The following is a 25,279-nucleotide window of genomic DNA, read 5'->3' as shown; positions in this document are numbered from 1 at the left end:
CGAACCCCTGCGCGCGCCCTGCACGACCCCTGTCCGTCCAAGCGTGATTGCCAATGCCCTTTTGATCTGTCACAATTATTGGACAAAAGAATCTGCCTAACTTGCCTTACGGGACGGGCAACCAGGCGTGCCGGCAAGGCAGTCCGGAAGCGGACGGGGAAGGACGGGTCAGATGGCGGGAAGCAAGCGACAGGCGCGCGCGGATGGCGGCTTGCGTGCACATCTGCGCGCTGCGACCATGGCGGCGCACGACTTGCTCGACGCCTCGATGCAGGCCGCCAGCGGGTGGCAGCAACGCGCCGACTATGCCCGCTTCCTCGAATTGCAGCATTCCGCCCGCGCCCCGCTCGAAGACTGGCTTGAGGCCAATGCCCCGGCCGCCCTGCGCCCGCCACGCCAGACGGCGCTGATCGCGCGCGATCTTGCCGCGCTTGGCCATGCGGTGCCCGACCCCGCAGCCGCCTTTGCCCACCCCCGCTCGGAACGCGGCGACGCGCTTGGCGCGGCCTGGGTGCTGGCCGGATCGGCGCTCGGCAATCGCAGTATCGCGCGCCAGGTTGATCGTATCGGCGGCGGGGTCTGGCCGGTCGCCTTCCTTGGCGACGGCGCGATGCTGGAATTCTGGCAGGCCCTGCGCGAAAGGATCGAACGCCGCGCTGACCCTGCCGAGGCCGCCGGCGCCACCCGCGCGGCAACCGCCGTGTTCGCGCACTTCCTATCGGTCAGCAACGCCGCGAGCCGCGTCGCCGAGCGTGCGGACATGGCGCCGTGAATCTCCACCAGCGCGAGGATTCGCTCACCGAGTGTGATCGCGAGGCGATCCACCACATCGCTGCGGTCCAGCCTTTCGGCGGCCTGCTGGCGGCCACGGCTGACGGCACTCTCGCCCATGCCTCGGCCAATTGCGCCGCGCTGCTGGGCCTTGCCGATCTGCCCGCCCCCGGCACGCCGCTGGCCGATATCCTTGCCGCTCCGTCCTTGGCCGTCATCGACAACGCGCTCGCCAGCCTTGCGGGTATCGACGTGCCAGAGCGCCGCTTCGGGCTCGACCTCGCCGGCACCGGCACGCTGTTCGATTGCGCGGTGCACCGCAGCTGCGGGCTCTCGGTGATCGAGTTCGAGCCTCATGCGCGCCACGATTTCGCCGATCACGTCGCCATGATCGTGCCGGTGATCGCGCGGCTGGAGGCGCTCCATGATCCGCAGGCCCTGTGCGAGACCGCCGCACAGCTGGTGCGCCAGATGCTCGGCTATGACCGGGTGATGATCTACCGCTTCCACCCCGATGAAAGCGGCGAGGTGGTGGCCGAGGAACTGGCCGAGGGCATGGAGCCCTATCTCGGCCTGCGCTATCCCGCCGCCGACATTCCGCAACAGGCGCGCGAGCTGTTCCGCCGCAACCGTTTCCGCATGATCGCCGATATGAACGCCGAAGCCGTGCCGATCATCCCCGCGCTGGGGCCGGAGGACACGCCGCTCGATCTGTCGATGAGCATGCTGCGCGCCCATTCCAAGATGCACCTGGCCTACATGCAGAACATGGGGGTCGGCGCCAGCCTCGCCATCGCGATTGTCCGGCATGACCGGTTGTGGGGCATGATCGCCTGCCACCACCGCACCCCGCGCCTGCCGCCCTTTTCGCTGCGCACCGTGGCCGAATTGCTGAGCCAGACCTTCTCGCTGATGCTCGACCGGATTCTGGTAGCCCGCTCCGAGGAACTGCGCGACCGCGCGCGCGACCTCAACGACCGGCTGCTGCTGCGCCTCACCGGAGGTCTGGCGCTGGCGGACAGCCTGCCGCTGATTGCCGAGGTGCTGGGCCGCGCCGTGCCGCATGACGGGCTCTCGCTGCTGGTCGAGGGCGAATATCGCGCCAGCGGCGCCGCGCCCGATGAAGCCGCCTTTCGTGCAATTGCCCCGCTGCTGGCGAGCACCTTGGGCGGGGGCGTATATGCCTCGACGCGCCTCGCGGATCAGATCACCGAAGCGGCCAGCTTTGCCGATATTGCCGCAGGCGCGCTGGTGCTGCCGCTGTCGCGCGCGAGCCGCGATTGTCTGGTCCTGTGGCGGCGCCCGCTCGATCGCACCATCACCTGGGCGGGCGATCCCGCCAAGGCGAAGGCCGCACCCGGCGAGATGCTCCAGCCCCGCGCCAGCTTTGCCGCATGGACCGAGACCGTGCGCGGACGCAGCGCCGAATGGGACGTCGAGGAATGCGAGATCGCCGCGCGCCTGCGCCGCACGCTGATCGAAGTCGTGCTGCGCATGAACGAGGACATGGCCCGCGAACGCGCGCGGGTGGCCGAGCAGCAGGACCTCGTCATCGCCGAGCTCAACCACCGCGTGCGCAACATCCTCGGCCTGATCCGCGCGCTGGTGTCGCAATCCCAGCGCGAGGCGCTGTCGGTGCCCGGCTTTGCCGCGATACTCGGCGGGCGCATTGCCGCGCTCGCAGCGGCGCATGACAATCTTACCCGCAAGAACTGGGGCCCGGCCTCGCTCGTCGGGCTGCTGGAAACCGAGCTGGCGCCCTATGGCGGCACCGATCGCGGGCGCTTGCGGCTGGTGGGCGAGGATGTGCTGCTCGGCCCGGAAAGCTTCACGGTGCTCGCGCTGGTGGTGCATGAACTCGCTACCAATTCGGCCAAGTATGGCAGCCTCTCCGCGCCTGCCGGAACACTGGAGGTTCGCCTCGCGCGCACCGCCTTTGGCGATCTGGCGCTCGGCTGGCGCGAAGCAGGCGGCCCGCCCGTGAGCGCGCCGACGCGCCACGGCTTCGGCTCCACCATCATCCGCCGCTCGATCCCGCATGATCTGGGCGGCGAGGCGGACCTGCGTTACCGGCTCGAAGGGCTGGAGGCCGAATTCCTGATCCCGCGCCGCCATCTGGCCGAGGCCGAGAGCGACCGCCCCTTCACTCCCGCACCCGCGCACACAGCAGCAACGCCGGCTGCGCCGCCCGAAATTCCGGGCCGCCCGCGTCCGGGGCGGGTGTTGGTGGTGGAGGATTCGATCATCATCGCGCTCGATACCGAGGAGAACCTCAAGCGCATCGGGATTGCCGATGTGCGGGTGGAAAGCTCGGTCGCCGGTGCCCTGGCCGCGATTGCCGAAAGCCCGCCGGACTTCGCGCTGATCGACTTCAACCTCAATGGCGAATCCTCGGAGCCGATTGCCGTTGCCCTGCGCGCGGCGGGCGTGCGCTTCGTGCTGGCGACAGGCTATGCCGATACCAGCGGCGCGCTCGACCGGCTGGGCGCAGCCGCGGTGCTGCGCAAGCCCTATGGCAAGGGTGAGATCGAAGCGCTGATCGGGGAGTAGCGGCTACCCCGCTCGCACCAGCAGGGTGATGCCCGCGCCGCCGAAATCGAGCGCATCGATCCCCGGCGCATAGAGACATTCGCCAGCCCCGGCCCGCGCTCCGCTGTCCTTCGCGGTGACTTCGCCCTCAAGCGGCAGGGCCAGCAGCGCGCCGGTGAACGCGGCCTGCGTCGCCGCATCGGGCGCGCCTGCAATCCGGTCGAGCCGGAAATGCGGGCCATCGACCAGCACCGCACCATCTTCGATCCGGCGGTGATGCTCGGCCCCGTAGGGCGCGCCAATCGCCACCGCCAGCCCGCGTTCCAGATGCAATTCACGCGGGCGGCCATAGTCATAGAGGCGGAAGGTGGTGTCGCTCGACTGCTGCACCTCGACCAGCGCAAGGCCCGGGCCGATCGCATGGACCGTGCCTGCGGGCAGATAGAACAGATCGCCCGGTTTGGCCGGATGCCAGACGAGCAGCTCCTCGATCGTGCCATCCTGCGCGGCCGCGGCGATCTCTTCCGAAGTCACATCGCGCACAAAGCCGATCGCGAGCCGCGCATCAGGCTCGGCATCGAGCACCAGCCAGCATTCCTCCTTCCCCGCTTCTCCGGCAAGCGCCTGTGCATCGGAGGGGTGGACCTGCACCGAGAGCTTTTCCGAGGTGAACAGGTATTTCACCAGCACCTGCGGCAATTCGGGCGGGGGTTCGAACCAGATCTCCCCGATCCGCTCGCCTGCGGGCGCCACGAAGGGCGCGGGCAGGACATCGCGGCCCCAGACCTTGTCGACCATGCGGGTGGGCAACTGGCGGACCGCGCTCATGGGGTGGAGGCTCCCGGCAGCTTGCCAACCCGTTGCGCGCCTTCGCGGCTTGTCACCAGAACCTCGCTCCCCGAAATGATGATGCACACATCCTTGAGGCCAACCGCCGAAATGCGCGGGCCATCGGTGAGTGCAAAAACACCCTCGCACCCGTCAAGATCGACAGCGCCCGCCCCGCTCGTGCGGCAGATATTACCCGCCGCATCGGCGGTGTCTGCCAGCGCTTCGGCGAGCGATGCCCAGGTGCCGATATCGGACCAGCCCATATCGGCTGGCACCATCGCTGCGCGCGCAGTCTTTTCCATCACGGCATAGTCGATGGAATCGCCGGTGATCGCGGCGAAGGGCGCGGGCGCGGGATGGAACTGCCGCCCCTCTGCCTGTCCTGCCGCCACCGCTTCACGCACGGCCCGGGCCATCTCGGGGCGATGCGCGGCGAGCTCTGCCAGCAGGTGACCTGCGCGAAAGGCGAAGATCCCGCCGTTCCAGCTATACTCCCCGCTCGCCAGATAGGCCTCGGCCCGGGCAAGATCGGGCTTTTCCACGAATTGCTGGATCGCAAAGCCGCCGGGCAGCGGCTCCCCGCGCATGAGGTAGCCATAGCCGGTCTCGGGGCGGTTTGCCGCGATCCCGAAAGAGACGAGATAATCCTCGCGCGCCAGCGCCGCGGCGGCGAGCGCAGCGGCGCGGAAGGCAGCCGGATCGGCGATGTGATGATCGCTCGGGCAGACCAGCATCACCGCATCTTCCGGCAGCAGCGCAGCCGCGAGCGCAATCGCGGGGGCAGTGTTCTTCGCCGCCGGTTCGATCACCAGCCGCGCGCCCGGCGTATCGCCCAACTGGGCTTCGATCAGGCCGACATGCGCCGCGCCCGCCACCACTATCGGCGGGGCAAAGCGATCATCCCCCGCCACGCGGGCGACCGCCTGCTGGAACAGTGTCTGCTCGCTCACCAGCGGCAGGAACGGCTTGGGCAGCGCCGTCCGGCTCAGCGGCCACAGCCGCGTCCCGCTGCCGCCGCACAGGATCACCGGATGGATTTGCGTCACGCCCTTGGTCCCTTTCGTCTGCCTTCGTCCGCTATCCGATTTGCCACAGCGAGGCCAGTGGTGCAGCCGGAATAGACCCGGGATGGAGGCATCAGAACCACCGCTGCCGCCAATAGAACGGTGCGGCCACCGGGCGGCCTTCGGCGTCCATCGCGGGGCGGAAGCCGAGCCGGCTTTCCACCAGCTTGCAGGTGATCCGGTCGGCCTCGGGATCGGGGCTGGGGCGATAGATCGTGCAATCGCGCGCGCGGCCCTGAGGTGTGACGATGACGCGCACGATCACCTCGGTGCCGGCCCGCGCCGCGCGGCCGCCGGGGGGCACGGGAAAGTCGCGGGCATTGTCGATCGAGCCCGAGATATGCACCGGCTTGCTCACCGCCACGCCGCCGCGCCCGCCGCCGCCATTGCCGCTGCCCGTGCCAAGCCCGGCGCCTGCCGCCCCCGTGCCATCGCCTGCCGCGGCCGCGCCCGACTGGCTGGCGGTGCCGGTGGAGGAGGCGCGCGGACGCGGGGTCTCTTCGCGCAGATCGCGCGGCGGCTTTGGCTGGGTGACGGACTGTGGCACAGCATCCTTGCCGGGATCGCCTTGCGCGCCCTCGTCGGGCTCGGGCCGGTATTCAGGCGTAGGCGGAGGCGTGGTGACAGTCACCATGAAGGCCGAGACCACGCCCTCCTCGACCTGCGCCGTCAGATCCGGCGCCAGCGCGCGGGCGAGGCCATAGAGCGCGAGGATGTGCAGCACGACGATCCCCGCCAGCAAGGGCAGGCGCGGACGGCGGCGCTGATGCTGGCGCTGGAAACCCCCGCCACCCTTCATTGCCCGCCACTCCCGCTCAAAATTCCCTCCATTCTGGTTGCAGTTCCCCCGGAAAGCCGCGCGGGATTCCTATAGCACAGCCCCGGATATTGGCGATGGAGTGCAAGGGGAGCGCAAAGGATCAACCCCGCTGGTCACCGTTTCGGCGCTGCCGGGCGTCAAACCCCGGACGGCATCAACGACACCGCCCTGCGGATTGGCGGGAGCATGCTTGCGCCCGGCGGCCCGCCGCGCGTGGCCGGTGCGCCGCTTTCCGTGTCGCCCGCTCCCGCTCTGCCCGCTTCCCTGCCGGCGCGCATCGCGGGGCTGCTCAGGATCGCCTCCGGCCCGCTTGATGGGCGCACGCTGATCGTCTCGCTGCTGGGCGCAGGGCTTTATCTGCTGTCCGGCTGGGCCAGCCTGCTGCTCGCCCTGGCGGGTGACGGGATCACTCCGGTGTGGCTGCCCAATGCGCTCGCGGTGCTGCTGCTGCTGCGCGCGCGGCTGAGGCATGAATGGCTGTTCCTCGGGCTTGCATTCTGCGCCAGCCTCGGCGCGAACGCGGTGGCGCAGCAGCCGTGGCCGGTCGCCTGCCTGTTCAGCCTCGCCAATCTGGCCGAGATCATGGTGGTGCTGGCGCTCACCCGCCGTGCCGATGGCGGCGAGGGAGACATGACGCGACTGGTGCAGCTGGCGCGTTTCGTATGGGCGGGCGGGCTGGTCGGCCCGCTGGTCTCGGGCCTGCTGGTCGCGCCGGTGCTGGGGCAGGACTGGGACGCCCTGCGCGTGGGGCTGGTGACATGGTTCCTGACCGACAGCATGGCGATGCTGCTGGTGGTGCCCGCAGGGCTGCTGCTGATTGACCGGTTGCGCGGTACGCTCCCGCAGGCGCCCGCGCGCGGGGCGGAGAGCTCGGCGCTGCTGATCGGCGGGATGACCTGCGCGCTGCTCGTCTTCAATCAGGCGCAATATCCGCTGATCTTCCTGATCCAGCCGATCACGCTGCTGCACGCCTTCCGGCTCGGCAGCCTCGGCACGGCGATGCATGTGACGGGCGTAGCGCTGGTGGCGGGCGCGATGACCTGGGCCGGGCTTGGCCCGATTGCCGCAGTCTCGGCCGGAGGGATCGCGCAATCGCACCTGTTGCAGGCCTTCATCGCCGCCAATTTCCTCACCGGGCTTCCGGTCGCCGCGATCCTTGCCGGACGCGACCGGATGGTGGCCCGGCTCGAAGCGGGCAAGCGGCAGGTCGACCTCCTCGCCGACAACATCACCGATGCGGTGCTGCGCTACGGCCTTGATGGCAGCTGCACCTATGCCTCGCCCTCGGTGCGCGAGGTGCTGGGGGTGCCGCCCGAAACCTTCGTGGGCAAGCCGGTGACGGCCCGCCTTCACCCTGAAACGCGCGACCGCGCAGTGCTGGCGCTGGGCCGCCTGCTCGACGGCATTTCCGACAAGGAGCGCGTCACCTATCGCCGCTTCAAGGACAATCCCGATGGCACGCCGGTGTTTCTGGAGGCCGACTGCGCGATCATCCGCAATCCCGATACGGGCGCGCGCGAAGGCGTGGTGGTGGCCGCTCGCGATGTGACCGAGCGGGTCGAGCTCGAACTCCTGCTCACCCGCGCCCGCCGCCATGCCGAGAACGCGGCGCAGGCCAAGTCCGAATTCCTCGCCAATATGAGCCACGAGATCCGCACACCGATGAACGGCGTGCTGGGCTTTGCCGAGCTGCTGCTTCAGGGCGAGCTTGATCCGCAGCAGCAGCGCTATGCCGAGATGATCGTCCAGTCGGGGCGCTCGATGATGATGCTGCTCAATGATGTGCTTGATCTCTCCAAGATCGAAAGCGGGCAGTTCTCGATCGATGAGGCCCCGGTCGATCTCGACGCGACCCTTGCCGAATGTGCCGCGCTCCACCGGCAGGCGGCCGAGAAGAAGGGGCTGTCGCTGGCCTTTGACGGCGATCCGGACGCGGCAGGCCTGTGGCTGCTCACCGACGGGCTGCGGCTGCGCCAGATCGTGCTCAATGCGGTGAAGTTCACCGAGGCCGGCACCATCCGGCTGAGCTGGCGGCGCCATGGCAAGGAGGTGCGCATCGGAATCGCGGACAGCGGCATCGGCATCAGCGCCGGGCGGCTGGAGACGATCTTCGAGCCCTTCGTCCAGGGCGAAAGCGATATTGCCCGGCGCTTCGGTGGCACCGGCCTTGGCCTGTCGATCAGCCGCCAGCTCGCCAACCTGCTCGGCGGGCGGATCGAGGTGGAGAGCACACCGGGAGAAGGCTCGCGCTTCACCTTGCTGCTGCCCGCGCGCATCGCCGCGCCGCCTGCGGCCGAGCCGGATGACATCATGCCCGGCCCGCTCTCGCTGCGCAGCCCGGCGGGCGACGATCCCGCGCCCGATCTCCCCCGTGCCTCGCGCATCCTGCTGGTCGAGGATCACGACATCAACCGCACGCTGGTAACCGAGATGCTCGAGCGCTGCGGGCAGGAGGTCGCGATCGCGCATGACGGGAACGAGGCGATTGCGATGGTGATCGATTCAATCCTGCGCGGGCAGCTCTATGATCTGGTGTTGATGGATGTGCAGATGCCGGGCTGTGACGGCTATGCCGCGACCCGCGCGATCCGGGCCGAGGGGATCGGGCCGGATGTGCTGCCGGTGGTGGCGCTCACCGCCAATGCCTACCCAGAGGATATCGCCGCCGCCCGCGCCGCCGGGATGCAGGCGCACCTCGCCAAGCCGATTGCCCTCGCCCAGCTGGTCCGCGCGCTCCAGCGCTGGCTGCCGACCACGATTGTCGAGGACCCGCCGGTCGAACAGGCCCGCACCGCTGCGGCGGCCGCAGCGGCATCGCTATCGCCGCGTCTGGTCGCCCGCTGGGAGGCGCGGCGGCACGAGGCGGTGGAGGCGGTGCGCGGTGCCCTGCGCGATGGCACGCTCGCCGCACCGCAAGCCCAGCCCCACGCGGCCGAGCGGCTCGCTCTGCTGCTCCACAAGGTCGCAGGCACCGCCGGAATGTTCGGTGAGGCGGCGCTGGGCGAGGCGGCGGCGGCGCTGGAACGGGCGCTCGGGCCGGAGAGTATGGGCGAGCAGGCTGGCGAGACCTGCGTCACCCTCGCGCGGGAATGGCTGGCGCTGGCCGATCGCCCCTCCGACACCGAACCCCGCTCCGCCAGCCGCGCCGCTGGATAGAACCAACGAAAAAGGGCGGCCCGTTGCCGGACCGCCCCCGTTTCGTTTGGCAGGATGCCTGTGCGATCAGAAGCGCACGCGGACACCGAAACGCACGCCCCACAGCGAACCATTGAGCTGGGTCGCTTCGTTCGGTGCACGGAAGTTCGAGTAACGATACTGCGCGCAAGGCTGAGCCGGGGTGGTGGCCGCCGTGGTGCCGCCCGCAGCGGTAATGCACTGCACGTTCACAACCGCTGCGGTGTAGGGGAAGCCGACCTGCTGGATGGTGCCCCAGTCGCTGTTGATCAGGTTCAGCACGTTCTCGACGTCGGCCATCAGTTCCAGCTTGCCGCCGAACACGAACGGCACTTCCTGACGCAGCGAGAAGTCCAGCTTGTGCACCCAGGGGGTCTTGCCGATGTTCTTTTCGGCAATCTCGCCCTGATAATCGCTGAGTTCCGAATTCAGCACGAAGTTCTGGAACGCGGCGAAGGTTGCGGCCGAGTCATAGACCACTCGCGCATCGGCAGTCTGGCTGCTGACGTCCGGCACGTAGAGCAGACCGCGGCTACCGCGACCGTTCACACCGAACACCGCCGAACGGCCGTTGGTGGTGTCCTGGAAGGTGTGGCTGTAACGCTGGCCCGAACGCAGGTTGTAGAACAGCTCGACGCGGGTGTTGTTGTCACCGAACAGTTCGGCGTCATAGCCCGCGACGAGGCGGAACTGGTGATCGCGCTGGTAGTTGGCGATACCCTGTGCCGCGAAGTTCGGATCGGTGAAGGCGGTGTTGGTGTAGTTCGAGAACGCCACCGACGAGGTGCCGGGGTTCTGGTCTTCCACGTCCTGGAAGGTGTAGGCACCGTTCAGGAAGAAGCCCGAGCTCCAGCGCTTGTTGAAGCGGGCCACCACGTTCCAGCTGTCACCGAAGTCGGTGTTGGTGAGCAGCATGTCGGTGTTCTCGCCAGCCGCGGCAGGCAGCACATTGTAGCGCGGACGGCCATCGGGCAGCGTGCCGGCCTGTTCGACCGAGCGCAGGTCGGTCCACTCGAGCGCGTTGTTCACCTTCGAATAGACCACATCGACGCCGAAGTTCCAGCCATCGCCGAGGAAGCCGAGGTTGGCTTCGTAATCGACCGAGCCGGAGAAACGCCACTGCGAAGGCGCTTCGAAGTTCGGGTCAAGCGCGTTGGTCGGCGAACCGGCGAAGCCAGCGCGCTGAACCGCGGTGATCAGCGCCTGCGGCACGCCCGGTCCACCGCTGACGTTGTTCAGGGTGGCCGCACCGAGGGTCTGCACCTGATCGTTGGTCAGGCCGAGAACAGCCTGCTCGGGGATCGTGAAGGTGCCGTTGGAGTTACGACGCACGCGCACCTGCTGGAGCGTCGGCCCGGGGTTCGAGAAGTTGTTCGAAATCCACACCAGCGGGTTGCCGCCGCCGAACAGGCCGGCCGAACCGCGCACCTGGAGGCGATCGGTCGGCTTCCAGTTCAGGCCGAAGCGCGGCTGGAACAGGTCACGCCCGTTGAGCGTCGCGGTGTTCGCGAAGCCAAAGCGGTTGAGGAAGAATTCGTTGAAGAACGGACGGTCCGGCGAATCGAACAGATCGTACCGCACGCCCGCCACAACGGTGAGGGTATCGGTCACGTCGATCGTGTCCATGATGCCGAAGGTCCAGCTGTTGTTCTGGAATTCAGCCGTCACGGTGTCGATCCCGCCGCGCAGCGGCACAGCGTAGTCGAGTTCGTTGGCACGACGCGCCTGGAAATCGGCGATGCTGTCGAAAAGCCACGCACCCGAAACGCGCTGGGCGAACAGGTTGCGCACATCCTGACGACGACGCTCGGCGATCACCTTGACGGTGTGGTTGTTGAGCTTGAGCGCAGCCTGGAATTCGATGTTCAGGCTCTGGCTGTCGAGCTCGTTGGCCTGACGGCTGATGTCGGGGCCGAAGTTGATGCGCTGCTGGCCGGGCGAACAGACCTGCGGGGCCGAGCCGTTGGCAGGCGCGCCCGCCGCCGGAGCAGCCGGGTTCACCGGATCGAGACAGACCTGGAACTGGCCGAATTCACGGCCGCCGAACGGAACCTGCAGACGCACGTAATCCGCATAGGAAACGCGCAGCTGGGTCGAGAAGCTGTCCGACCACTGGTTGTTCGACTGGATGATCCCGAAGTGGTTCTTCGCACCCTGGTTGTAGTTGTTCGACAGCAGGTTGAAGGTCGGGTTGCCGTTGCCGATGTTGGCGATCTGGCCGACACCGGTCTGGCCCGCGAGCTGCGCGCTCTCGTTCCAGATGTAGGTCGCGCTCAGACGGTGGCCGTCGGCGACGTTCCAGTCGAGCTTGGTGACCAGCTTGTCGTCGCTTTCAACGATGTCGCTGGCGACGCCGAGCGTGTCGTAGTTGTAGACGCTCTGGGCAGTGGTGTTGATCAGGTCGATCTCGGCATCGGTAATGCCCAGCTGGCTCGGATCGACGTCGGCCGGGACAGTGTCACGGGTGCGTTCATAGGTGACCGCGAAGAACAGCTTGTCCTTGATGATCGGGCCGGTGACCTGCGCCACGTAAACCTGCGAATCGAAGGCGCCGATGCGGGTCAGGTTGTCTGCACGATCACCGCGCAGATCGTCGTTCTGGTAATAGGCCGCGCCAAGGAAGCTGAAGCTGTTGCCGCCCGACTTGAGCTGGGTGTTGATCGCACCGCCCTGGAAGAAGCCCTGCTGGATGTCCACCGGAGCGACTTCGACCGAGAATTCGCCGATCGCATCCAGCGGCACCGGGCCGCGCGACGAGACAAGACCGCCGGATTCGAGACCGAAGGGGTCACCGAAGGCCACACCGTCAACGGTGAAGCGGTTGAAGCGGTTGTTCTGTCCGGCGATGCTGATCGCGCCGTTGTTGGTGGCATCAAGCGTCACCAGCGGATCGCGTGCGGCAAGGTTGCGGATGTCGCGGTTGATGTTGGCCACGCCCGCGATGTCGCGCGCGGTCAGCACGGTGGCAGCACCGGTGCCGAGCGTGATCGCCGAACGCTGACGCGCGCCCGAGACGATAATGGTCTTGCCGGCATCGGCCAGCGACACAGCGATACGCTGGGCCTGACCGGCGGCGAGGAAGCCGATTTCCTGCTCGGCGGTTTCGTAGCCGTCGGCGGTGACGCTGACGGTGAAGGGGCCGCCCAGACGCAGGCCGGTGGCGTTGAAGCCGCCCGCAGCATCGGTCGTCTGGGTCGAGGTGGTGCCCGAGGGGACGTGGGTCACGGTGACCGTCGCACCCGCGATCGGGGCGCCGGACTGGTCGAGCACTTCACCGCGCACGGCCGAGGTGGTTTCCTGCGCGAAGGCCGGGGTGGCAACGAAGGTGGTGGTGGCGGCAAGGGTGACGACGCTTGCTGCAAGAAGATACTTAAGCTTCATGAAAGTAGCCCCTGATGACGAAATGGAGAGAGAGGAAAACTGGTGGTCAGCTCATAAGACCGCGTGACTGCGGCAAAGCGACTGTTCTGTGACAGTTTGATGAAAACTGCCGCGCCCATAACGTGATTCCTCGGGGAGCGTGACGTTGGCTGCGCAAAATGGCCTGCAAAAATGCGGTTTCTGCGCGCAGGTGTGGCTTTGCTGCAACGCAATATCGGCTGCTGTGGCGGATCGGCAGCCCCCGAGCGGGAGTGGCCGGCCGGAATCAGGCGAGATTGATCTCGCGCAGGCGCTGCATCAGGAAATCATGCGCGGTGATCGGCGGCATCGGCGGGGCCGAGTCGCTGGTATCGACGCATTCCGGCAGGGCCTCGATCAGGAAGTCTGGCCGGAAGTGCAGGAAGAACGGCATCGAATAGCGCGAACGCCGCGCCGCATCCCCGCGCGGGTTGACGACGCGGTGCGTGGTCGAACGCAGGCGGCCATTGGTCTGGCGATCGAGCATGTCCCCGACATTGATCACCAGCGCGCCCTCGGCCGCGGGGATCGGCAGCCAGGTGCCGTCGCGGGTCAGCAGTTCGAGCCCGGCTTCCTCGGCTCCGAGGAGCAGGGTGATGGTGTTGATGTCCTCGTGCGCGGCGGCGCGGATCGCGCCTTCCGGCGCGCCTTCGCCCAGCGGCGGATAGTGCAGCAGGCGCATCACCGAATTGCCGTCCTCAACGCTCGCGGCAAAGAAATCGCGCGGGCGGCCAAGGTGGAGCGCAATCGCTTCGAGCACCCTCGCACCCGCCGTCTCGAAGGCGGTGAACAGCGCGCTCATGGTGGCCTTGAAGCCCTCGACCTCGTCGGGCCAGACATTGGGGGCCATGAATTCGGCGAGCGGGTGGCCGGGCGGCAGGGTGCGGCCGACGTGCCAGAATTCCTTGAGGTCCATCACCTCGGCATCCTTGGCCTTTTCGGTGCCGAACGGCGTGTAGCCACGCGCCCCGCCGCCGCCTTCGATCTTGTAGGCGCGCTTGACGCTATCTGGCAGGGCGAAGAACGCCTTGGAGACCGCCTCGGCCTCGTTGATCAGGCTTTGCGGAATGCCGTGATCGCGCACCACGGCAAAGCCGTATTCGGCAAAGGAGCGGCCCAGTTCGTCAGCGATGGTCTCAAGCGGCTGGGCGAGCGAAACGGAAGCGATGTCAGTCATGGCCGAGCCTTTACACCCGCGCGCGCGGGCCTGCCAAGCGTTTCGCGAGCCTGAGCTAGACCGGCAAAAACAGCCCCGCCAGCGCCGCGCTCATCAGGTTGGCAAGACTGCCCGCCGCCAGCGCTTTCAGCCCCAGCCTCGCGATCACCGGACGCTGGTTGGGGGCGAGCCCGCCCGTCACCGCCATCTGGATCGCGATCGAGGAGAAGTTGGCAAAGCCGCACAGCGCAAAGGTGATGATCGCGCGGCTGCGCTCGGTCAGCGCCTCGCCCTGCATCGCTCCCAGATCAATGAAGGCGACGAATTCGTTGAGGACGATCTTGGTGCCGAACAGCCCGCCTGCAATCTGCGCCTGCTGCCAGTCGGCAATCCCGATCAGGAACATCACCGGCGCGAAGATATAGCCGAGCAGCTTCTGGAAACTGATCCCGGCAAACCACGCAGCCGTTTCCGGCGACATCGGCGCGCCGATCCCGGCGGCAAGGCTGACGATCCCGCTGCCGACGCCGGCCAGCATGCCATTGGCAAGCGCCACCAGCGCGACGAACACCATCACCATCGCCCCCACGGCGACCGCGAGTTTCACGCCGGTCTGGGTGCCCTGTGCGGCAGCTTCGATGATATTGGCGGGGCGCTGGCCTTCCTCGAAGGTTTCCGCAGCGCTCACTTCGTCGGCCTTGGCGCCGCCTTCGACCAGCGAGGCCGGGCCGACCGCGCTGATGCGCGCCTGCGGCAGTTCGATCTCCTGCCCGTTCTCGTCATACATGACGACGCGGGTGGCTTCGGTGAGGGCATTGGCCTTGCCGCGCGCGCGCTGGACAGCGGCGCTGGCGATCCCGAAGTCCTGACCGGGGGCGTTGAAGGGCGCCTCGTCCGGCATGATGATCTTGGCCATCAGGATCCCGCCCGGGGCCGACATGAAGGCCGCCGCCAGCAGGAAGGGCACCGCCTCCTCGCCGATGAAGCTGGCATAGGCGGCAAGGATCGTCCCCGCCACGCCTGCCATGCCGACGCTCATGAGGGTGAACAGGCCCGCAGGCGATAGCGCCGCGAGATAGGGCCGCACCACCAGCGGGCTTTCCGACTGGCCGACGAAGATATTCGCCGCAGCGCCCAGCGCCTCGACCTTGGAGATGCCCGTGACAAAGCCGATCGCCCCGCCCACCCAGCGCACCAGCCGCTGCATGATGCCGAGGTGATAGAGGATCGAGACGATTGCCGCGAAGAACACGATCACCGGCAGCGCGCCGATGACGAAGGTGTTGGCGAAGGGATTGCTCTCCATCGGCCCGAACACCGAGGTGATGCCCACCTTGGAGAAATCGAGCAGCGCGATCACCCCGCGCGACAGCCCGCCGATTACCGCCACACCCGCATCGGTGCGCAGCACGATCAGCGCGGTGAAGGCCTGCAGCGCAAAGGCCGATCCGACCACCCGCAGGTTGATCTTGCGCCGCGCCGAGGACAGCGCGAAGGCGATACCGAGGATGGCGATGACACCTGCAAGGCTCAGCAGGATAGGCGTGATACCTTCGTTCACGGCAGCGAATTGCCCTCTTTGCGCTGGTAAGCGATGTGACCCCTGACGTTGCGCAGCGGTGTTGGCCGTGCGCGCCGCCCGTGGCGTGGCAGTTTGCGCGAGGTGTTGCAAGCATCGATGCGCGGTGCATGGCAGGCGCTTGGTGACAGGCGCGGGGCTCGCGCTTTTCTTTTGCCCTGCCGCTGGCTACGCCTAGCCCCATGAACGACACGCCCGCCGCTCCGGCCGCCGCCCCTTTCGCCGCAACCACGCCCTCCGGCATTGCGATGCCGCTCGGCATGTTTGTCTTCACGCTGCTCTATGGCGGGATGACGGTGCTGGCAGGGGTGCTGGCCTACAAGCAGGTGCAGCTGTGGCCGACGAGCCTTGCGGTGGAAAGCGGGATCTTCCCCTTCCTGCTGCTGGTGGTGATTTCGAGCACGCTGTCGCAGCAATACGGGCGCGATGCGGCCAAGCGGATCGTGTGGTGGGGCTTCCTGCCATTGGGCCTGTCGGCGCTGCTGATGCAGCTGGTGCTGGCCCTGCCCGCCTCTTCCGAAATGATCGCCTTCCGCCCCGATGATCTCGCTGCCTTCGAGCGCGTCCACGCCTCGACCTGGCGCGTGTGGATGGCAGGCCCGGCCTCCTACATCACCTCGCTGCTGCTCAACATCTGGATCTTCGACCGGCTGCGCGGGAGCGGCGATGGCGAGAGCACGCTCGGCCTGATGGTGCGCGGCGCCATCGCCTCGGCCCTGTCACAGGCGGTCGATTCGGTGATCTTCATCACGCTCGCCTTCTACGGCGAGTTCGACATCACCGATCTGATGATCGGGCAAGTGCTGGCCAAGGTGTTCCTCAGCCTCGTGCTGGTGCCGTTCCTCATCACCTTCGGGGTGCGGGCTGCAAAGTGGCTGGATGGGCGGGCCTCTAACTAAACCCCCGCCGCCAACCTCTTCCGCCTATTGCGCTGGATGATATTCAGCAGCTCCACCCCGACCGAGAAGCCCATCGCCGCGTAGATGTAGCCCTTGGGCACGTGGAAGCCGAAGCCGTCGGCGATCAGCACCAGGCCGATCATCACGAGGAAGGCGAGTGCCAGCATCACCAGCGTCGGGTTTGTCTCGATGAAACGCGACAGCGGGGTCGCGGCGAACAGCATGATGCCGACGGTGATGACGACGGCGGCGACCATGATCGGCACGTCATCCGTCATGCCCACCGCGGTGAGGATCGAATCCACCGAGAAGACCAGGTCGATGGCGATGATCTGCACGATCACCGCGCCGAAGCTGGCAGTGGCGGCAGCGGCCACACCCGGGGTCTTGTCGAGCAGATCGCCCGAAGCGTCCTCGGGCTCCATCGCGTGGTGGATCTCCTTGGTCGCCTTCCACAGCAGGAACAACCCGCCCGCCAGCAGGATCAGATCGCGGCCCGAAAAGGCGGTCTCGAAGCTGGCCTTGTTGGTGCCCTCCATCGGCGGGCCGACAATGCCGAGATCGAACAGCGGGTTCTGGAGCGTGACAATCCAGCCGATCAGCATGAGCAGGCCAATGCGCATCCCCAGCGCCAGCATCAGCCCGAGCTTGCGGGCGCGCTCCTGCTGATGCTCGGGCAGCTTGTTCGAGAGGATGGCGATGAAGATGAGGTTGTCGACCCCCAGCACCACCTCGAGCGCAATCAGAGTGAGCAGCGCCAGCCAGGCAGCCGGATCGGACAGAAGTGCGATGAGTTCCATGGCGGTGCAATGCGATACATTGTCTCGCGGTGCAAGCGGGTGAGGCCGTGGACCGCGCGTCGCACCGACATCACGCCATTTGCAGAACTTGCGGCGACATGACCGGCTGGCCGCAGTTTAAGCTAATCGGTCGCGAACCGCGAATTGCGGAACACAGCGCGTTCAATTTCCGCTCGCTTCATTTTGACGACAAGGCGACCGAGCTGATAATTGATCCGGAAGCGATAGGCATCGTACCTGAAGGTGGTCTTGTAGAGATAGCCGGCCCGCGCGAAATTCATCGAGACGCAATCAGGCCCCTTATCGATCAGGCGCTTCAGGTTGTCCTCCGGCGTGCCGAGACTGGGCGGCCGCTTGAGCACACGAACACCTTCCTGAAACACGCCATTCTCGTCCCAGCATCCCACATCATTCGCTGCATAATAGGCAAGCTCCGGCATGTCTTTCAGCAGGGGGCCGTGCTCGGCCGGATCAAAACCGGCGGCCGAGGAGAAGTCCAGAAGGATGCGCGCATCGAAACCGGCCGCCGCAAAGGCAGGGCCCCGGATACGATCGAATGTAGCGTTCTGGTTCGGAAAGCTCGAAGCCTTGGCGATGGAGACGACATGGCCGTCCTCGCGCTTGCTCGCGGGCATTGATTGGAATTCCTCGCCATCAGCGCTGTCGATCATGATCACCGTCGCTGGCACCTGCGCTATGCGTGCGTGATCGGCCAGCGCGACTTCGATCATCGTCTTGTAGCCCAGATTGTCGTAGAGCCCCCCGTCGAGGATCTGCAACGTATCCCTTCGCGTCTTCTCGCCAAAGCAATAGCTGGGCTGTGGCGCGGACTGGCACAGCCCGGTCTCGGCGAAAGCGCTGGTGAAACCGGGCACAGCGCTGCTGGCCGTGGCCGCATAGCCAATCGGCACCTGCGCGAGATCGGGCGCACCAAGCGCGACACGTCGGGGCAAGGCCGGATCGCCGAGCGTCTTGACCTTGTAGTGTTTCAGATAGGCGGGTGTGAACACGAAGGGCGAGTGCGACGGGAAAAGCGATGCATTGAAATAGGCGAAGGGCAGCGGGCGGGCCGCTGATGCGGGATAGATGTCACCAAAGGTCGCGCCTTTGCCATCCGTCTCCTCGTCGGTGACGGCGGGGATGAATTCATTGGCCCAATGCCTGACCTTTGCGTCAGATAACTTGCCAAACCGCGCTTCGATGCCGGGATAGGCCTTCGAAAGAGGGGTGTCACGGTCACGGCTGCGTGCATAGAGCATGGACGCGACCGCCCACGATCCGCCCGACACCGAACTGAGCATATCGACCTGTTCGAGCGCGGATAGCCCCTCTCCCGCGCCGCGCATATCGTCGAGTTCTGCCATGACGCCGAGTGTAAATGCAGCCGCCCGCATGCCGCCGCCCGATGCGGTGAGGGCGACGACCCGCGCATCGGCAAAGGGATCCTTTACGGCAAGTTCCGGGCCCGGATCGCCGATAGCGGCAGGACCGCCCTCCTTGAGAAACCGCAAGGCCGGTTCGTTGTGAATATCGACGTTTGTGAAGATCGGCAGGGAGTAGAGGTTGGGACTGCAGCCTGCGAGAACAAAGGCACTGGCAAAACTCACCGGGTGCAAAAGCATTCGCCGCCGCCCGCGCGCCAGAACACCGGACCCCGCATGCGTGCGATTGCTCGAATTGTTGGACATCTCTCATCTCCCCCCAGAAGGAAGATTTCACCGCGACCAAAAATTGTTAACCAGATCAAAAACCTGGCTGCCCGAATTGGTTGTTGCTGAAGCGATAGGGTAGGACGAAAAACCATCCCAAGCAGCGCAGCGGTAGGACGCAAAAATGGTGAGCCCGACAGGATTCGAACCTGTGACCCGCTGATTAAAAGTCAGCTGCTCTACCTACTGAGCTACGGGCCCACACATGTGCCGCGAGGGTGCGGCAGGCGCGCTCACCTAGGCAGGGGGCGCGGGCGGGTCAAGCGGGCATGGAGATGGGCCAGCCGCAAGCCGCTCACCGGATCGCGCCAGTCGCGCGCTATGCCGAGGGCGGGGATGAGCACGAAGGCGCGGCTTCTGAAGGCGGGATGCGGGATGGTGAGGCCGGAACTCGCCCACACTCCCCCGCTCCACAGGATGATGTCGGCATCGAGCACGCGGTCGCCCCAGCGCTGGCCGCGTCGCCTGCCGAATTCGCGCTCCATCCGCTTGCACGCGGAGAGCAAGGATGGCGGATCAAGCTCGCTTGCCAGCACCAGCGCGGCATTGGCGAAGCGGCGCGATGCAGCGCCCATTGGCGCACTGGCGATAATGCGCGAGCGGGCGAGGACGGTGCCGAGCGATGCCATTTCCTCCATCGCCGCCGCCACCACGCCTTCGGGCGCGCCATAGGCGACATGGCGCCGGTTGCTCCCCAGCGCGACGAGATAGCGGCTGCTCATGCGGATCAGATGTCTTGCGCGATCCGGCCGTAAAGCTGCGGGCGGCGGTCGCGGAAGAAGCCCATGCCCGCCCGGTGCGTCGCCGCACGCGCGAGATCGAGCCGGGCGACCAGCACTCCGGTCTCGCCCGCGCCGTAATCGGCGACGAGATCGCCCCATTCGTCGCAGATGAAGGAGTGGCCGTAGAAGCTCTGCCCGCTCTCGCTGCCGATGCGGTTGGCCGCGGCCACCGGCATGCAGTTCGACACCGCGTGGCCGATCATCGCGCGCCGCCACATGCGGCTGGTGTCGAGGCCTGCGTCATAGGGTTCCGAGCCGATCGCGGTGGGATAGAGCAGCAGCTCCGCGCCCAGCAGCGCCATCACCCGCGCACATTCGGGATACCACTGGTCCCAGCAGATGCCGACGCCGACCTTTACCAGCGCGCCATCCTCGCCCGGCACGTCCCACACCTTGAAGCCGTCATTGCCCGGGCGGAAATAGTACTTTTCCTCGTAGCCCGGCCCGTCGGGTATGTGGCTCTTGCGATAGGTGCCCATGATCTCGCCATCGGGGCCGATCATGGCGAGGGTGTTGTAGTAGTGGTGCCCGTCGCGCTCGAAGAAGCTGGTGGGGATCGTCACCTTGAGCTTCGCCGCGAGGCTGCGCATCGCGATAACGCTGGGGTGTTCGGCGGTGGGGCGGGCCAGGGCGAACAGCGCCTCGTCCTCCTCGCGGCAGAAATAGGGGCCGGAGAACAGCTCGGGCGGCAGGATCAGCTGCGCGCCCTGCGACGCGGCCTCCTCCACCAGCGCCGAGACGGCGGCGATATTGGCGGCTTCGTCATCCGAGCCGAGGGCAAGCTGAAGGGCGGCGAGCGTGATCTGAGTCATGCCGCCGCCCCTACTGCATTACTTCGCCTTCTTGAAGAGCAGCGTCATCCGGTCGCTTTCGCCCAGGCCCTTCAAATCCTCGCGCTTGGTGGCGAGCGTCGGGGGCATTTCCCACACGCCTTCCTTGTGATCGGCGGTGTCCTTGGGGTTGGCGAGGATCTCGCTCGATGCGACCAGTTCGAAGCCGTTGATGCGCATGATGTCGATCACGTCTTCCTGCCGCAGATAGCCCTTGGTGCCATTGGCGTAGGACCACGGTGCATCGGCCCGTGCGCGGTGCTGTTCGATGCCGATGAGGCCATCATCCTTGAGCAACTCGCGCATGGCGCGCAGCTCGGTATCGAGAATGCCCATGCGCAGCGGATTGTGCAGCGCGCGCATCAGGAGGATGCGGTCGAAGGTGCCCTTCTGACCTTCGAGATTGTCGAGCGTGATGCCGCTGAAATGCTCCGCCGGAAGCCCGGTATAGCCTGCGACTTCCTTGCCGAAACCCGCCGCCGCATCGCGCACGCGCTGCTGGCGCGCGGGGTCGGACGAAGCGCTCACCGGATTGACGAAGATGCCGACCAGCTTGCCCTCAGCCCCCAGATAGTGGCCGAGCAGGCGGGTGTACCAGCCGCCGCCGGGCGAATATTCGCCCACCTTCATGTGCGGGCCGACATGGAAGAAGGCGAGGGTTTCAGCCGGGCGGCGATAGGCGTCACGCAGTCGGTCTTCAGCGCGGGTGGGGTGGTTGATCGCCGCGGCGACCTGCTCGCCGTGATGCTTCATGAAATTGGCGGTGTCGCGGATATGGGCGTCGGTTTCGGCGCCGTGATCGGCGTGGGCGGCGTGCCCGGCATGTTGCGCCATCAGCGGCGCGGCAAAGGCAAGACCGCTCGCGGCGGCGGCAAGGATCAGCTTGTTCATCGGGTCTCTCTCCGAGCAATGGAAAATTTGGCGTGCCATCCATGGCAATTGCGCGTTGCTAGCCTATCTGTGCGCAAAGCCAACGGAGAATTCGATGAGCAACTTGGAGACAGCGATCATTGCCGGCGGGTGCTTCTGGTGCACCGAGGCAGTGTTCCGCGATGTGGTGGGCGTTTCGGGGGTGGAGAGCGGCTATATCGGCGGCACCAAAGCGAACCCGACCTACAAGGAAGTCTGCACCGGCGACACCGGCCATGCAGAAGGCATCCGCGTGACCTTTGATCCCCACGCGATCAGCCTTGCCGAAGTCTACGACGTGTTCCTCGGCACCCATGATCCGACGCAGCTGAACCGGCAGGGGGGCGACATCGGGACGCAGTATCGCAGCGCGATCTTCCCGCTGTCGGACGCGCAAGGAGCGGAGGCAGAAGCCGCGATTGCCCGCTGGAATGCGGAGAACGGCAAGGTGGCTGTGACCACGATCGAGGGCCTGTCGGGCGGCGCGCAGGTGGCCGAGTGGTATCCGGCCGAGGACTACCACCAGGAATACTGGGACGGCGAAGGCCAGCGCAACCCCTACTGCCTCGCGGTGATCCCGCCCAAGCTGATGAAGCTGCGCAAGTCGTTTCAGAAATATGTGAAGGATTGAGCGGAACCCAAGATATCGTCGCCCCGTGCCCGACACGGGGCTAGGCTTTTCTTCGGCGGAATGAGCAGAAAGAAGCCAGGCCCCGTGTCGGGCACGGGGCGACGTGGGTGTTAGCTATTGACCCACCGCGCGACGAAGAACCCGTCGAGCCCGCCTGCGTCCGCCAGCATCCCCGGATGGGTGCGCAAGGCACCATCGGGGGTGGGGGTGAGACCTGCGGGGAGTTCCTCAGGCGTGATCGGCTCGCGGGTGAGGCCAAGCTCGGCGTCGATCCACGCGGCCTGCTCCTCGCCCTCCTCAGCCTCCAGCGAGCACACGGCATAGACCAGCACCCCGCCCGGGTTCAGCCATTCGGCAGCCTTGGCGGCGAGCGCGCGTTGCAGCTCCACCATCTCGGCCACCTGGCCCTTGCCGATGCGGTGCAGCACATCGGGGTGGCGGCGGCAGGTGCCGGTCGCGGTGCAGGGCGCGTCGATCAGGATCGCGTCGAAGCGGTGCTTGGGCTCCCATGTAAGGGCATCGGCGCGCACCGGCGAGGCCTTTAATCCGGTGCGCTTCAGGTTGTCCTTGAGGAGGTCAAGCCGCCGCTTCGACATATCGAGCGCGGTGACTTTCCAGCCATTGGCGGCCAGCTGCATCGTCTTGCCGCCCGGCGCAGCACACAGGTCGAGTGCGCTCCGGCCCTCCCCCGCGCCCAGCAATCGCGCCGGAATCTGCGCCGCGAGATCCTGCACCCACCAGTCGCCCGCCTTGAAATCGGCAAGGCTCTCCACCGCAGCGCCCCGCGGCAGGCGGATATGCGCGGGCGCGAGGCTGATCCCGCCCATCGCCACGGCGCGGGTCTGGGTTTCGGCCGCGTCCTTCAGGGAAAGGTCAAGCTCGGGCGGGAAGGCGAGGCCGGGGGCAATCTCGGCGGATTTGTCCGCGCCCCAGCGGGCAGCGACGGCGGCGGGGAGCGTGGGCACTTCGGGCAGGGCCGCGCCCTGCTTGACCAGCGCCGAGAACACCCCGTGCGCCAGCCTGCGCGGGCCTCCGGCGAGCAGCGGCAGGCCGGTGGCGATCACCGCGTGGGGCGGTGTCTCCAGCCGCAGCGCCTGTGCCAGCATCAGCCGCAGCACCATGCGCGCCTTGGCATCATGGGGCAGGGCCTGCTTGGTCGCGGAATCGATCAGCGCATCGAGATCGGTCAGCCAGCGCAGCGTCTCGCCCGCGATCGCCTTGGCGAGCGCGCGGTCGGGGGCCTTGCGGATGTCGGCGAGGCCTGCGCCTTCGGCCTGCTCCAGCGTCTCGCCCCGGCGGAACACCGCATCGAGCAGACGAAGCGCAGCGCGGCGCACGGGAAGTCCGGGAGGTAATGCCATCGCGGCGCTCCTATCCTTCCTTGAAACAAAGCGCCAGCGCGGGCATTTGGAGCCGCATGACCAAAGAGAAGTCCGACGCCGCCAAGGCCTTCAAGAAGCCCGCCCACTGGACCAATGATCCGGTGCCCGCGCCCAAACCGGTGGTGAATGACGAGAAGCTCTCCCCCACCCGCTATGGCGACTGGGAACGCGGCGACGGGATCGCGGTCGATTTCTGACGCGAGGCCTGTCCTACAGCAGCCCTTCCGGGCTATGCGGGGACGGCTTTTCGGGAAAACGGCGATTTTTCCGCGCCAAAATCGCCGGTTTTTGGCTCTAGTTGTTGAAAATCATCATGTTACCGAAAGAGGGTGCCGGCTTTAGACCCCCTCTAGCCTCGATTTGACCCCCAGTTGGCCCCGAGTTGGCAGTCTGATGACCCCTCCGACACTTGCCATGCCCAAGTCCCTCCCCGTTCCAAAGGAATGGGGAGGTGGGCAAGGCCGCAGGCCTTGGTCGGAGGGGTAGCGAAGCGGGGATTTACCCCTCCGTCACCGCTGCGCGGCGACACCTCCCCATCCCTTCGGGACGGGGAGGAACAGACAGGATTCAGAGCTTCGTAAACGTCACTTTCAGCCCGTCCTTGGGCTGCGGGATCGGCCAGTCCTGCCATTCGGGATTGTAGCCCGCGGGCGCCTCGATCCGGTAGCGCTGGAGCAGCTGGGCGAGCAGGATCTTCACCTGCATGTAGGCAAAGTGCAGGCCGAGGCACATATGCGCGCCCCCGCCGAACGGCACCCATGCATATTTGTGACGCGCCCGCACCTTGTCGGGCGTGAAGCGCAGCGGATCGAAGGTGAAGGGGTTCTCCCAATATTCCTCCGAATGGTGGGTCCAGTAGATGTTGATTCCCACCATCGCGCCCGCCGGAATCCGGTAGCCGCCATATTCGAATTCGCGCAGTGCGCGGCGCGGCATCGAGGGCACCGGCGGGATCATCCGCAGCGATTCCTTGAACGCCATTTCGGTGAGATCGAGCTTGGCCAGATCGTCGTAATCGAGGGGGCGCGGATTGCCGTCGCCATCCGGCCCGCCGGTGACCGCGAAAATCTCCTCGCGCACCTTTTCCTGCCATTCGGGATTGGTGGCGAGATGATAGATCAGCGAGGTCGCCGAGGAGGTGATGGTGTCATGCGCGGCCATCATCAGGAAGTTCATGTGATCGACCACCTCATCGACCGGCAGCAGGCTTCCGTCCTCGCGGGTGGCGGTGGCGAACTGGCTGAACATGTCCTGCCCGCCCCCTTCCGCGCGGCGGCGCAGGGTCTCGCGGGTGAAGTAGTCGACGAGGAAGGCGCGGCCATCCACACCCTTCTTCATCTTGGTGAAGGGGAGCGGCTTCCTCACCGGCGCGACCGAGGCCTGCACCATGTCGACGAAGGCCTCGTTGATCTTGTCGGCTTCCGGCCCCCAGGGCAGGCCGATGAAGCTGTCCGCGGCGAGATCGAGGGTGAGCTTCTTGATCGCGGGGTAGAATTCCTTGGGCCCCGTCCAGGTCGCGACCTCGCGGGCGATGCCGCGATTGAGCGCGCCGGAATAGTGACGCATCGGCTCGGGCTTGAAAGCGATCGAGAGCGCGCGGCGATCGATGCGGTGATGGTCGAAATCCATCAGCATCAGCCCGCGCGGGAAAAGCTGGTCGAGCACCGGGCCCCAGCCCTGTTCGCTCGAGAAGATCTTGTCCTTGTTGAACAAGAGCAGCTCGTTCGCCTCGGCCCCGATCAGCGCGATCTGCCAGCCGCCGAAAGCACGGTTCTTGTAGACCTTGCCGTGGGCCGCGATCATGCGGTCGGCAAAGGCGTGGGGATTGGCCAGCATGGTGAAGGTGTTGCCGACCAGCGGCCAGCCCGCGTCGCCCGGAATATGGGCGAGTTCGGCCTCGGTCATGCGCCGCTCGCTCCAGTGGCGCGGCGCGCCAGCGGGGGCGGCTCCGCCAGAGGTCTCGTTGTCCTGCGGGGCGTCTGCAAGGGTGGCCATCGGTATCCTGATGCTCCGT

General features: G+C 66.6%; 19 protein-coding genes and 1 tRNA gene. 6 read left to right on the top strand and 14 right to left on the bottom strand.

Translation table 11 applies throughout. From position 1 onward, the window contains the following. Positions 1 to 172: 172 nt before the first annotated feature. Positions 173 to 772, top strand: coding sequence for a biliverdin-producing heme oxygenase (locus RSE14_RS11690; protein WP_324073863.1), 600 nt, complete (start codon positions 173 to 175; stop codon positions 770 to 772). Continuing rightward, entirely contained in the window at positions 769 to 3,321 is a 2,553-nt protein-coding gene (locus tag RSE14_RS11685; protein WP_324073861.1) for an HWE histidine kinase domain-containing protein, read from the top strand. Before RSE14_RS11690 ends, RSE14_RS11685 begins: the two co-directional genes overlap by 4 nt. A 3-nt stretch (positions 3,322 to 3,324) precedes the next feature. Here RSE14_RS11685 and RSE14_RS11680 read toward each other — a convergent pair whose 3' ends face one another. From RSE14_RS11680 to RSE14_RS11670, 3 genes are all read right to left on the bottom strand, one after another. Next, the gene (locus RSE14_RS11680) at positions 3,325 to 4,128 is read right to left on the bottom strand and encodes a class I mannose-6-phosphate isomerase (protein ID WP_324073860.1); all 804 of its coding nucleotides are present in this window, start codon (positions 4,126 to 4,128) and stop codon (positions 3,325 to 3,327) included. Continuing rightward, positions 4,125 to 5,177 (bottom strand): mannose-1-phosphate guanylyltransferase, encoded by a 1,053-nt coding sequence (locus RSE14_RS11675; RefSeq protein ID WP_324073859.1) that lies wholly within the window; start codon positions 5,175 to 5,177, stop codon positions 4,125 to 4,127. The genes RSE14_RS11680 and RSE14_RS11675 overlap by 4 nt, the downstream gene beginning before the upstream one ends. Before the next feature lie 91 nt (positions 5,178 to 5,268). Next, positions 5,269 to 5,994, bottom strand: coding sequence for a TonB family protein (locus RSE14_RS11670; RefSeq protein ID WP_324073858.1), 726 nt, complete (start codon positions 5,992 to 5,994; stop codon positions 5,269 to 5,271). A 207-nt stretch (positions 5,995 to 6,201) separates the two neighbouring features. Here RSE14_RS11670 and RSE14_RS11665 point away from each other — a divergent pair, with 207 nt between their 5' ends. After that, positions 6,202 to 9,171 (top strand): ATP-binding protein, encoded by a 2,970-nt coding sequence (locus tag RSE14_RS11665; protein ID WP_324073857.1) that lies wholly within the window; start codon positions 6,202 to 6,204, stop codon positions 9,169 to 9,171. A 66-nt stretch (positions 9,172 to 9,237) separates the two neighbouring features. On the opposite strand, the gene RSE14_RS11660 is transcribed toward RSE14_RS11665, so the two are convergent. The 3 genes from RSE14_RS11660 to RSE14_RS11650 form a co-directional block, all read right to left on the bottom strand. After that, positions 9,238 to 12,570, bottom strand: coding sequence for a TonB-dependent receptor (locus RSE14_RS11660; protein WP_324073855.1), 3,333 nt, complete (start codon positions 12,568 to 12,570; stop codon positions 9,238 to 9,240). Positions 12,571 to 12,835: 265 nt separating this feature from the next. Next, a complete protein-coding gene (locus tag RSE14_RS11655; protein WP_324073854.1) occupies positions 12,836 to 13,765 on the bottom strand; it encodes an isopenicillin N synthase family dioxygenase in 930 nt (309 codons plus the stop codon). A 55-nt stretch (positions 13,766 to 13,820) separates the two neighbouring features. Next, positions 13,821 to 15,305: a NupC/NupG family nucleoside CNT transporter gene (locus RSE14_RS11650; RefSeq protein WP_324073852.1), complete on the bottom strand. Its 1,485-nt coding sequence runs from the start codon at positions 15,303 to 15,305 to the stop codon at positions 13,821 to 13,823. Positions 15,306 to 15,505: 200 nt separating this feature from the next. Between RSE14_RS11650 and RSE14_RS11645 the strand changes: the two genes are divergently transcribed. Continuing rightward, on the top strand, positions 15,506 to 16,222 hold the full coding sequence (locus RSE14_RS11645) for a queuosine precursor transporter (protein WP_324073851.1): 717 nt from the start codon (positions 15,506 to 15,508) through the stop codon (positions 16,220 to 16,222). On the opposite strand, the gene RSE14_RS11640 is transcribed toward RSE14_RS11645, so the two are convergent. The 6 genes from RSE14_RS11640 to RSE14_RS11615 form a co-directional block, all read right to left on the bottom strand. Further along, the gene (locus tag RSE14_RS11640) at positions 16,219 to 17,022 is read right to left on the bottom strand and encodes a TerC family protein (RefSeq protein ID WP_324073848.1); all 804 of its coding nucleotides are present in this window, start codon (positions 17,020 to 17,022) and stop codon (positions 16,219 to 16,221) included. The two genes, RSE14_RS11645 and RSE14_RS11640, sit on opposite strands and share 4 nt — an antisense overlap. Positions 17,023 to 17,144: 122 nt before the next feature. Further along, a complete protein-coding gene (locus tag RSE14_RS11635) occupies positions 17,145 to 18,710 on the bottom strand; it encodes a patatin-like phospholipase family protein (RefSeq protein WP_324073847.1) in 1,566 nt (521 codons plus the stop codon). 146 nt (positions 18,711 to 18,856) lie between these two features. Then, positions 18,857 to 18,932, bottom strand: a tRNA-Lys gene (locus RSE14_RS11630). A 32-nt stretch (positions 18,933 to 18,964) separates the two neighbouring features. Further along, on the bottom strand, positions 18,965 to 19,453 hold the full coding sequence (folK, locus tag RSE14_RS11625) for a 2-amino-4-hydroxy-6-hydroxymethyldihydropteridine diphosphokinase (RefSeq protein ID WP_324073845.1): 489 nt from the start codon (positions 19,451 to 19,453) through the stop codon (positions 18,965 to 18,967). A 5-nt stretch (positions 19,454 to 19,458) separates the two neighbouring features. Beyond that, positions 19,459 to 20,325: an N-carbamoylputrescine amidase gene (gene aguB, locus RSE14_RS11620; protein WP_324073843.1), complete on the bottom strand. Its 867-nt coding sequence runs from the start codon at positions 20,323 to 20,325 to the stop codon at positions 19,459 to 19,461. Positions 20,326 to 20,343: 18 nt separating this feature from the next. Continuing rightward, a complete protein-coding gene (locus RSE14_RS11615; protein WP_324073841.1) occupies positions 20,344 to 21,234 on the bottom strand; it encodes a class I SAM-dependent methyltransferase in 891 nt (296 codons plus the stop codon). 94 nt (positions 21,235 to 21,328) lie between these two features. On the opposite strand from RSE14_RS11615, the gene msrA reads away from it, so the two are divergent. After that, positions 21,329 to 21,883, top strand: a complete 555-nt coding sequence (gene msrA, locus RSE14_RS11610) for a peptide-methionine (S)-S-oxide reductase MsrA (RefSeq protein ID WP_324073839.1) — start codon at positions 21,329 to 21,331, stop codon at positions 21,881 to 21,883. A gap of 110 nt (positions 21,884 to 21,993) precedes the next feature. Here the strand turns inward: msrA and RSE14_RS11605 are convergent, their stop codons facing one another. Beyond that, positions 21,994 to 23,244: an RsmB/NOP family class I SAM-dependent RNA methyltransferase gene (locus tag RSE14_RS11605; protein WP_324073837.1), complete on the bottom strand. Its 1,251-nt coding sequence runs from the start codon at positions 23,242 to 23,244 to the stop codon at positions 21,994 to 21,996. Positions 23,245 to 23,300: 56 nt separating this feature from the next. Between RSE14_RS11605 and RSE14_RS11600 the strand changes: the two genes are divergently transcribed. Then, positions 23,301 to 23,462 carry a DUF1674 domain-containing protein gene (locus RSE14_RS11600; RefSeq protein ID WP_324073834.1) on the top strand — a complete coding sequence of 54 codons (162 nt, stop codon included), beginning with the start codon at positions 23,301 to 23,303 and terminating at the stop codon, positions 23,460 to 23,462. A gap of 370 nt (positions 23,463 to 23,832) precedes the next feature. Here the strand turns inward: RSE14_RS11600 and RSE14_RS11595 are convergent, their stop codons facing one another. Further along, positions 23,833 to 25,260, bottom strand: coding sequence for a cytochrome P450 (locus RSE14_RS11595; RefSeq protein WP_416379348.1), 1,428 nt, complete (start codon positions 25,258 to 25,260; stop codon positions 23,833 to 23,835). Positions 25,261 to 25,279: the final 19 nt, after the last annotated feature.

It is taken from the genome of Erythrobacter sp. (assembly GCF_035194505.1).
Taxonomy (GTDB): Bacteria; Pseudomonadota; Alphaproteobacteria; order Sphingomonadales; family Sphingomonadaceae; genus Erythrobacter.
Note: the sequence above shows the minus strand (reverse complement) of the source record. Positions and strands in the feature narration are given on the sequence as shown.

Coding starts and splice junctions, on each gene's coding strand:
- RSE14_RS11640 (WP_324073848.1), bottom strand. CDS start 17,022: ATGGAACTCATCGCACTTCTGTCCGATCCGGCTGCCTGGCTGGCGCTG.
- RSE14_RS11600 (WP_324073834.1), top strand. CDS start 23,301: ATGACCAAAGAGAAGTCCGACGCCGCCAAGGCCTTCAAGAAGCCCGCC.
- RSE14_RS11655 (WP_324073854.1), bottom strand. CDS start 13,765: ATGACTGACATCGCTTCCGTTTCGCTCGCCCAGCCGCTTGAGACCATC.
- RSE14_RS11645 (WP_324073851.1), top strand. CDS start 15,506: ATGAACGACACGCCCGCCGCTCCGGCCGCCGCCCCTTTCGCCGCAACC.
- RSE14_RS11690 (WP_324073863.1), top strand. CDS start 173: ATGGCGGGAAGCAAGCGACAGGCGCGCGCGGATGGCGGCTTGCGTGCA.
- RSE14_RS11615 (WP_324073841.1), bottom strand. CDS start 21,234: ATGAACAAGCTGATCCTTGCCGCCGCCGCGAGCGGTCTTGCCTTTGCC.
- RSE14_RS11670 (WP_324073858.1), bottom strand. CDS start 5,994: ATGAAGGGTGGCGGGGGTTTCCAGCGCCAGCATCAGCGCCGCCGTCCG.
- msrA (WP_324073839.1), top strand. CDS start 21,329: ATGAGCAACTTGGAGACAGCGATCATTGCCGGCGGGTGCTTCTGGTGC.
- RSE14_RS11660 (WP_324073855.1), bottom strand. CDS start 12,570: ATGAAGCTTAAGTATCTTCTTGCAGCAAGCGTCGTCACCCTTGCCGCC.
- RSE14_RS11595 (WP_416379348.1), bottom strand. CDS start 25,260: ATGGCCACCCTTGCAGACGCCCCGCAGGACAACGAGACCTCTGGCGGA.
- RSE14_RS11665 (WP_324073857.1), top strand. CDS start 6,202: ATGCTTGCGCCCGGCGGCCCGCCGCGCGTGGCCGGTGCGCCGCTTTCC.
- RSE14_RS11605 (WP_324073837.1), bottom strand. CDS start 23,244: ATGGCATTACCTCCCGGACTTCCCGTGCGCCGCGCTGCGCTTCGTCTG.
- RSE14_RS11635 (WP_324073847.1), bottom strand. CDS start 18,710: ATGTCCAACAATTCGAGCAATCGCACGCATGCGGGGTCCGGTGTTCTG.
- aguB (WP_324073843.1), bottom strand. CDS start 20,325: ATGACTCAGATCACGCTCGCCGCCCTTCAGCTTGCCCTCGGCTCGGAT.
- RSE14_RS11680 (WP_324073860.1), bottom strand. CDS start 4,128: ATGAGCGCGGTCCGCCAGTTGCCCACCCGCATGGTCGACAAGGTCTGG.
- folK (WP_324073845.1), bottom strand. CDS start 19,453: ATGAGCAGCCGCTATCTCGTCGCGCTGGGGAGCAACCGGCGCCATGTC.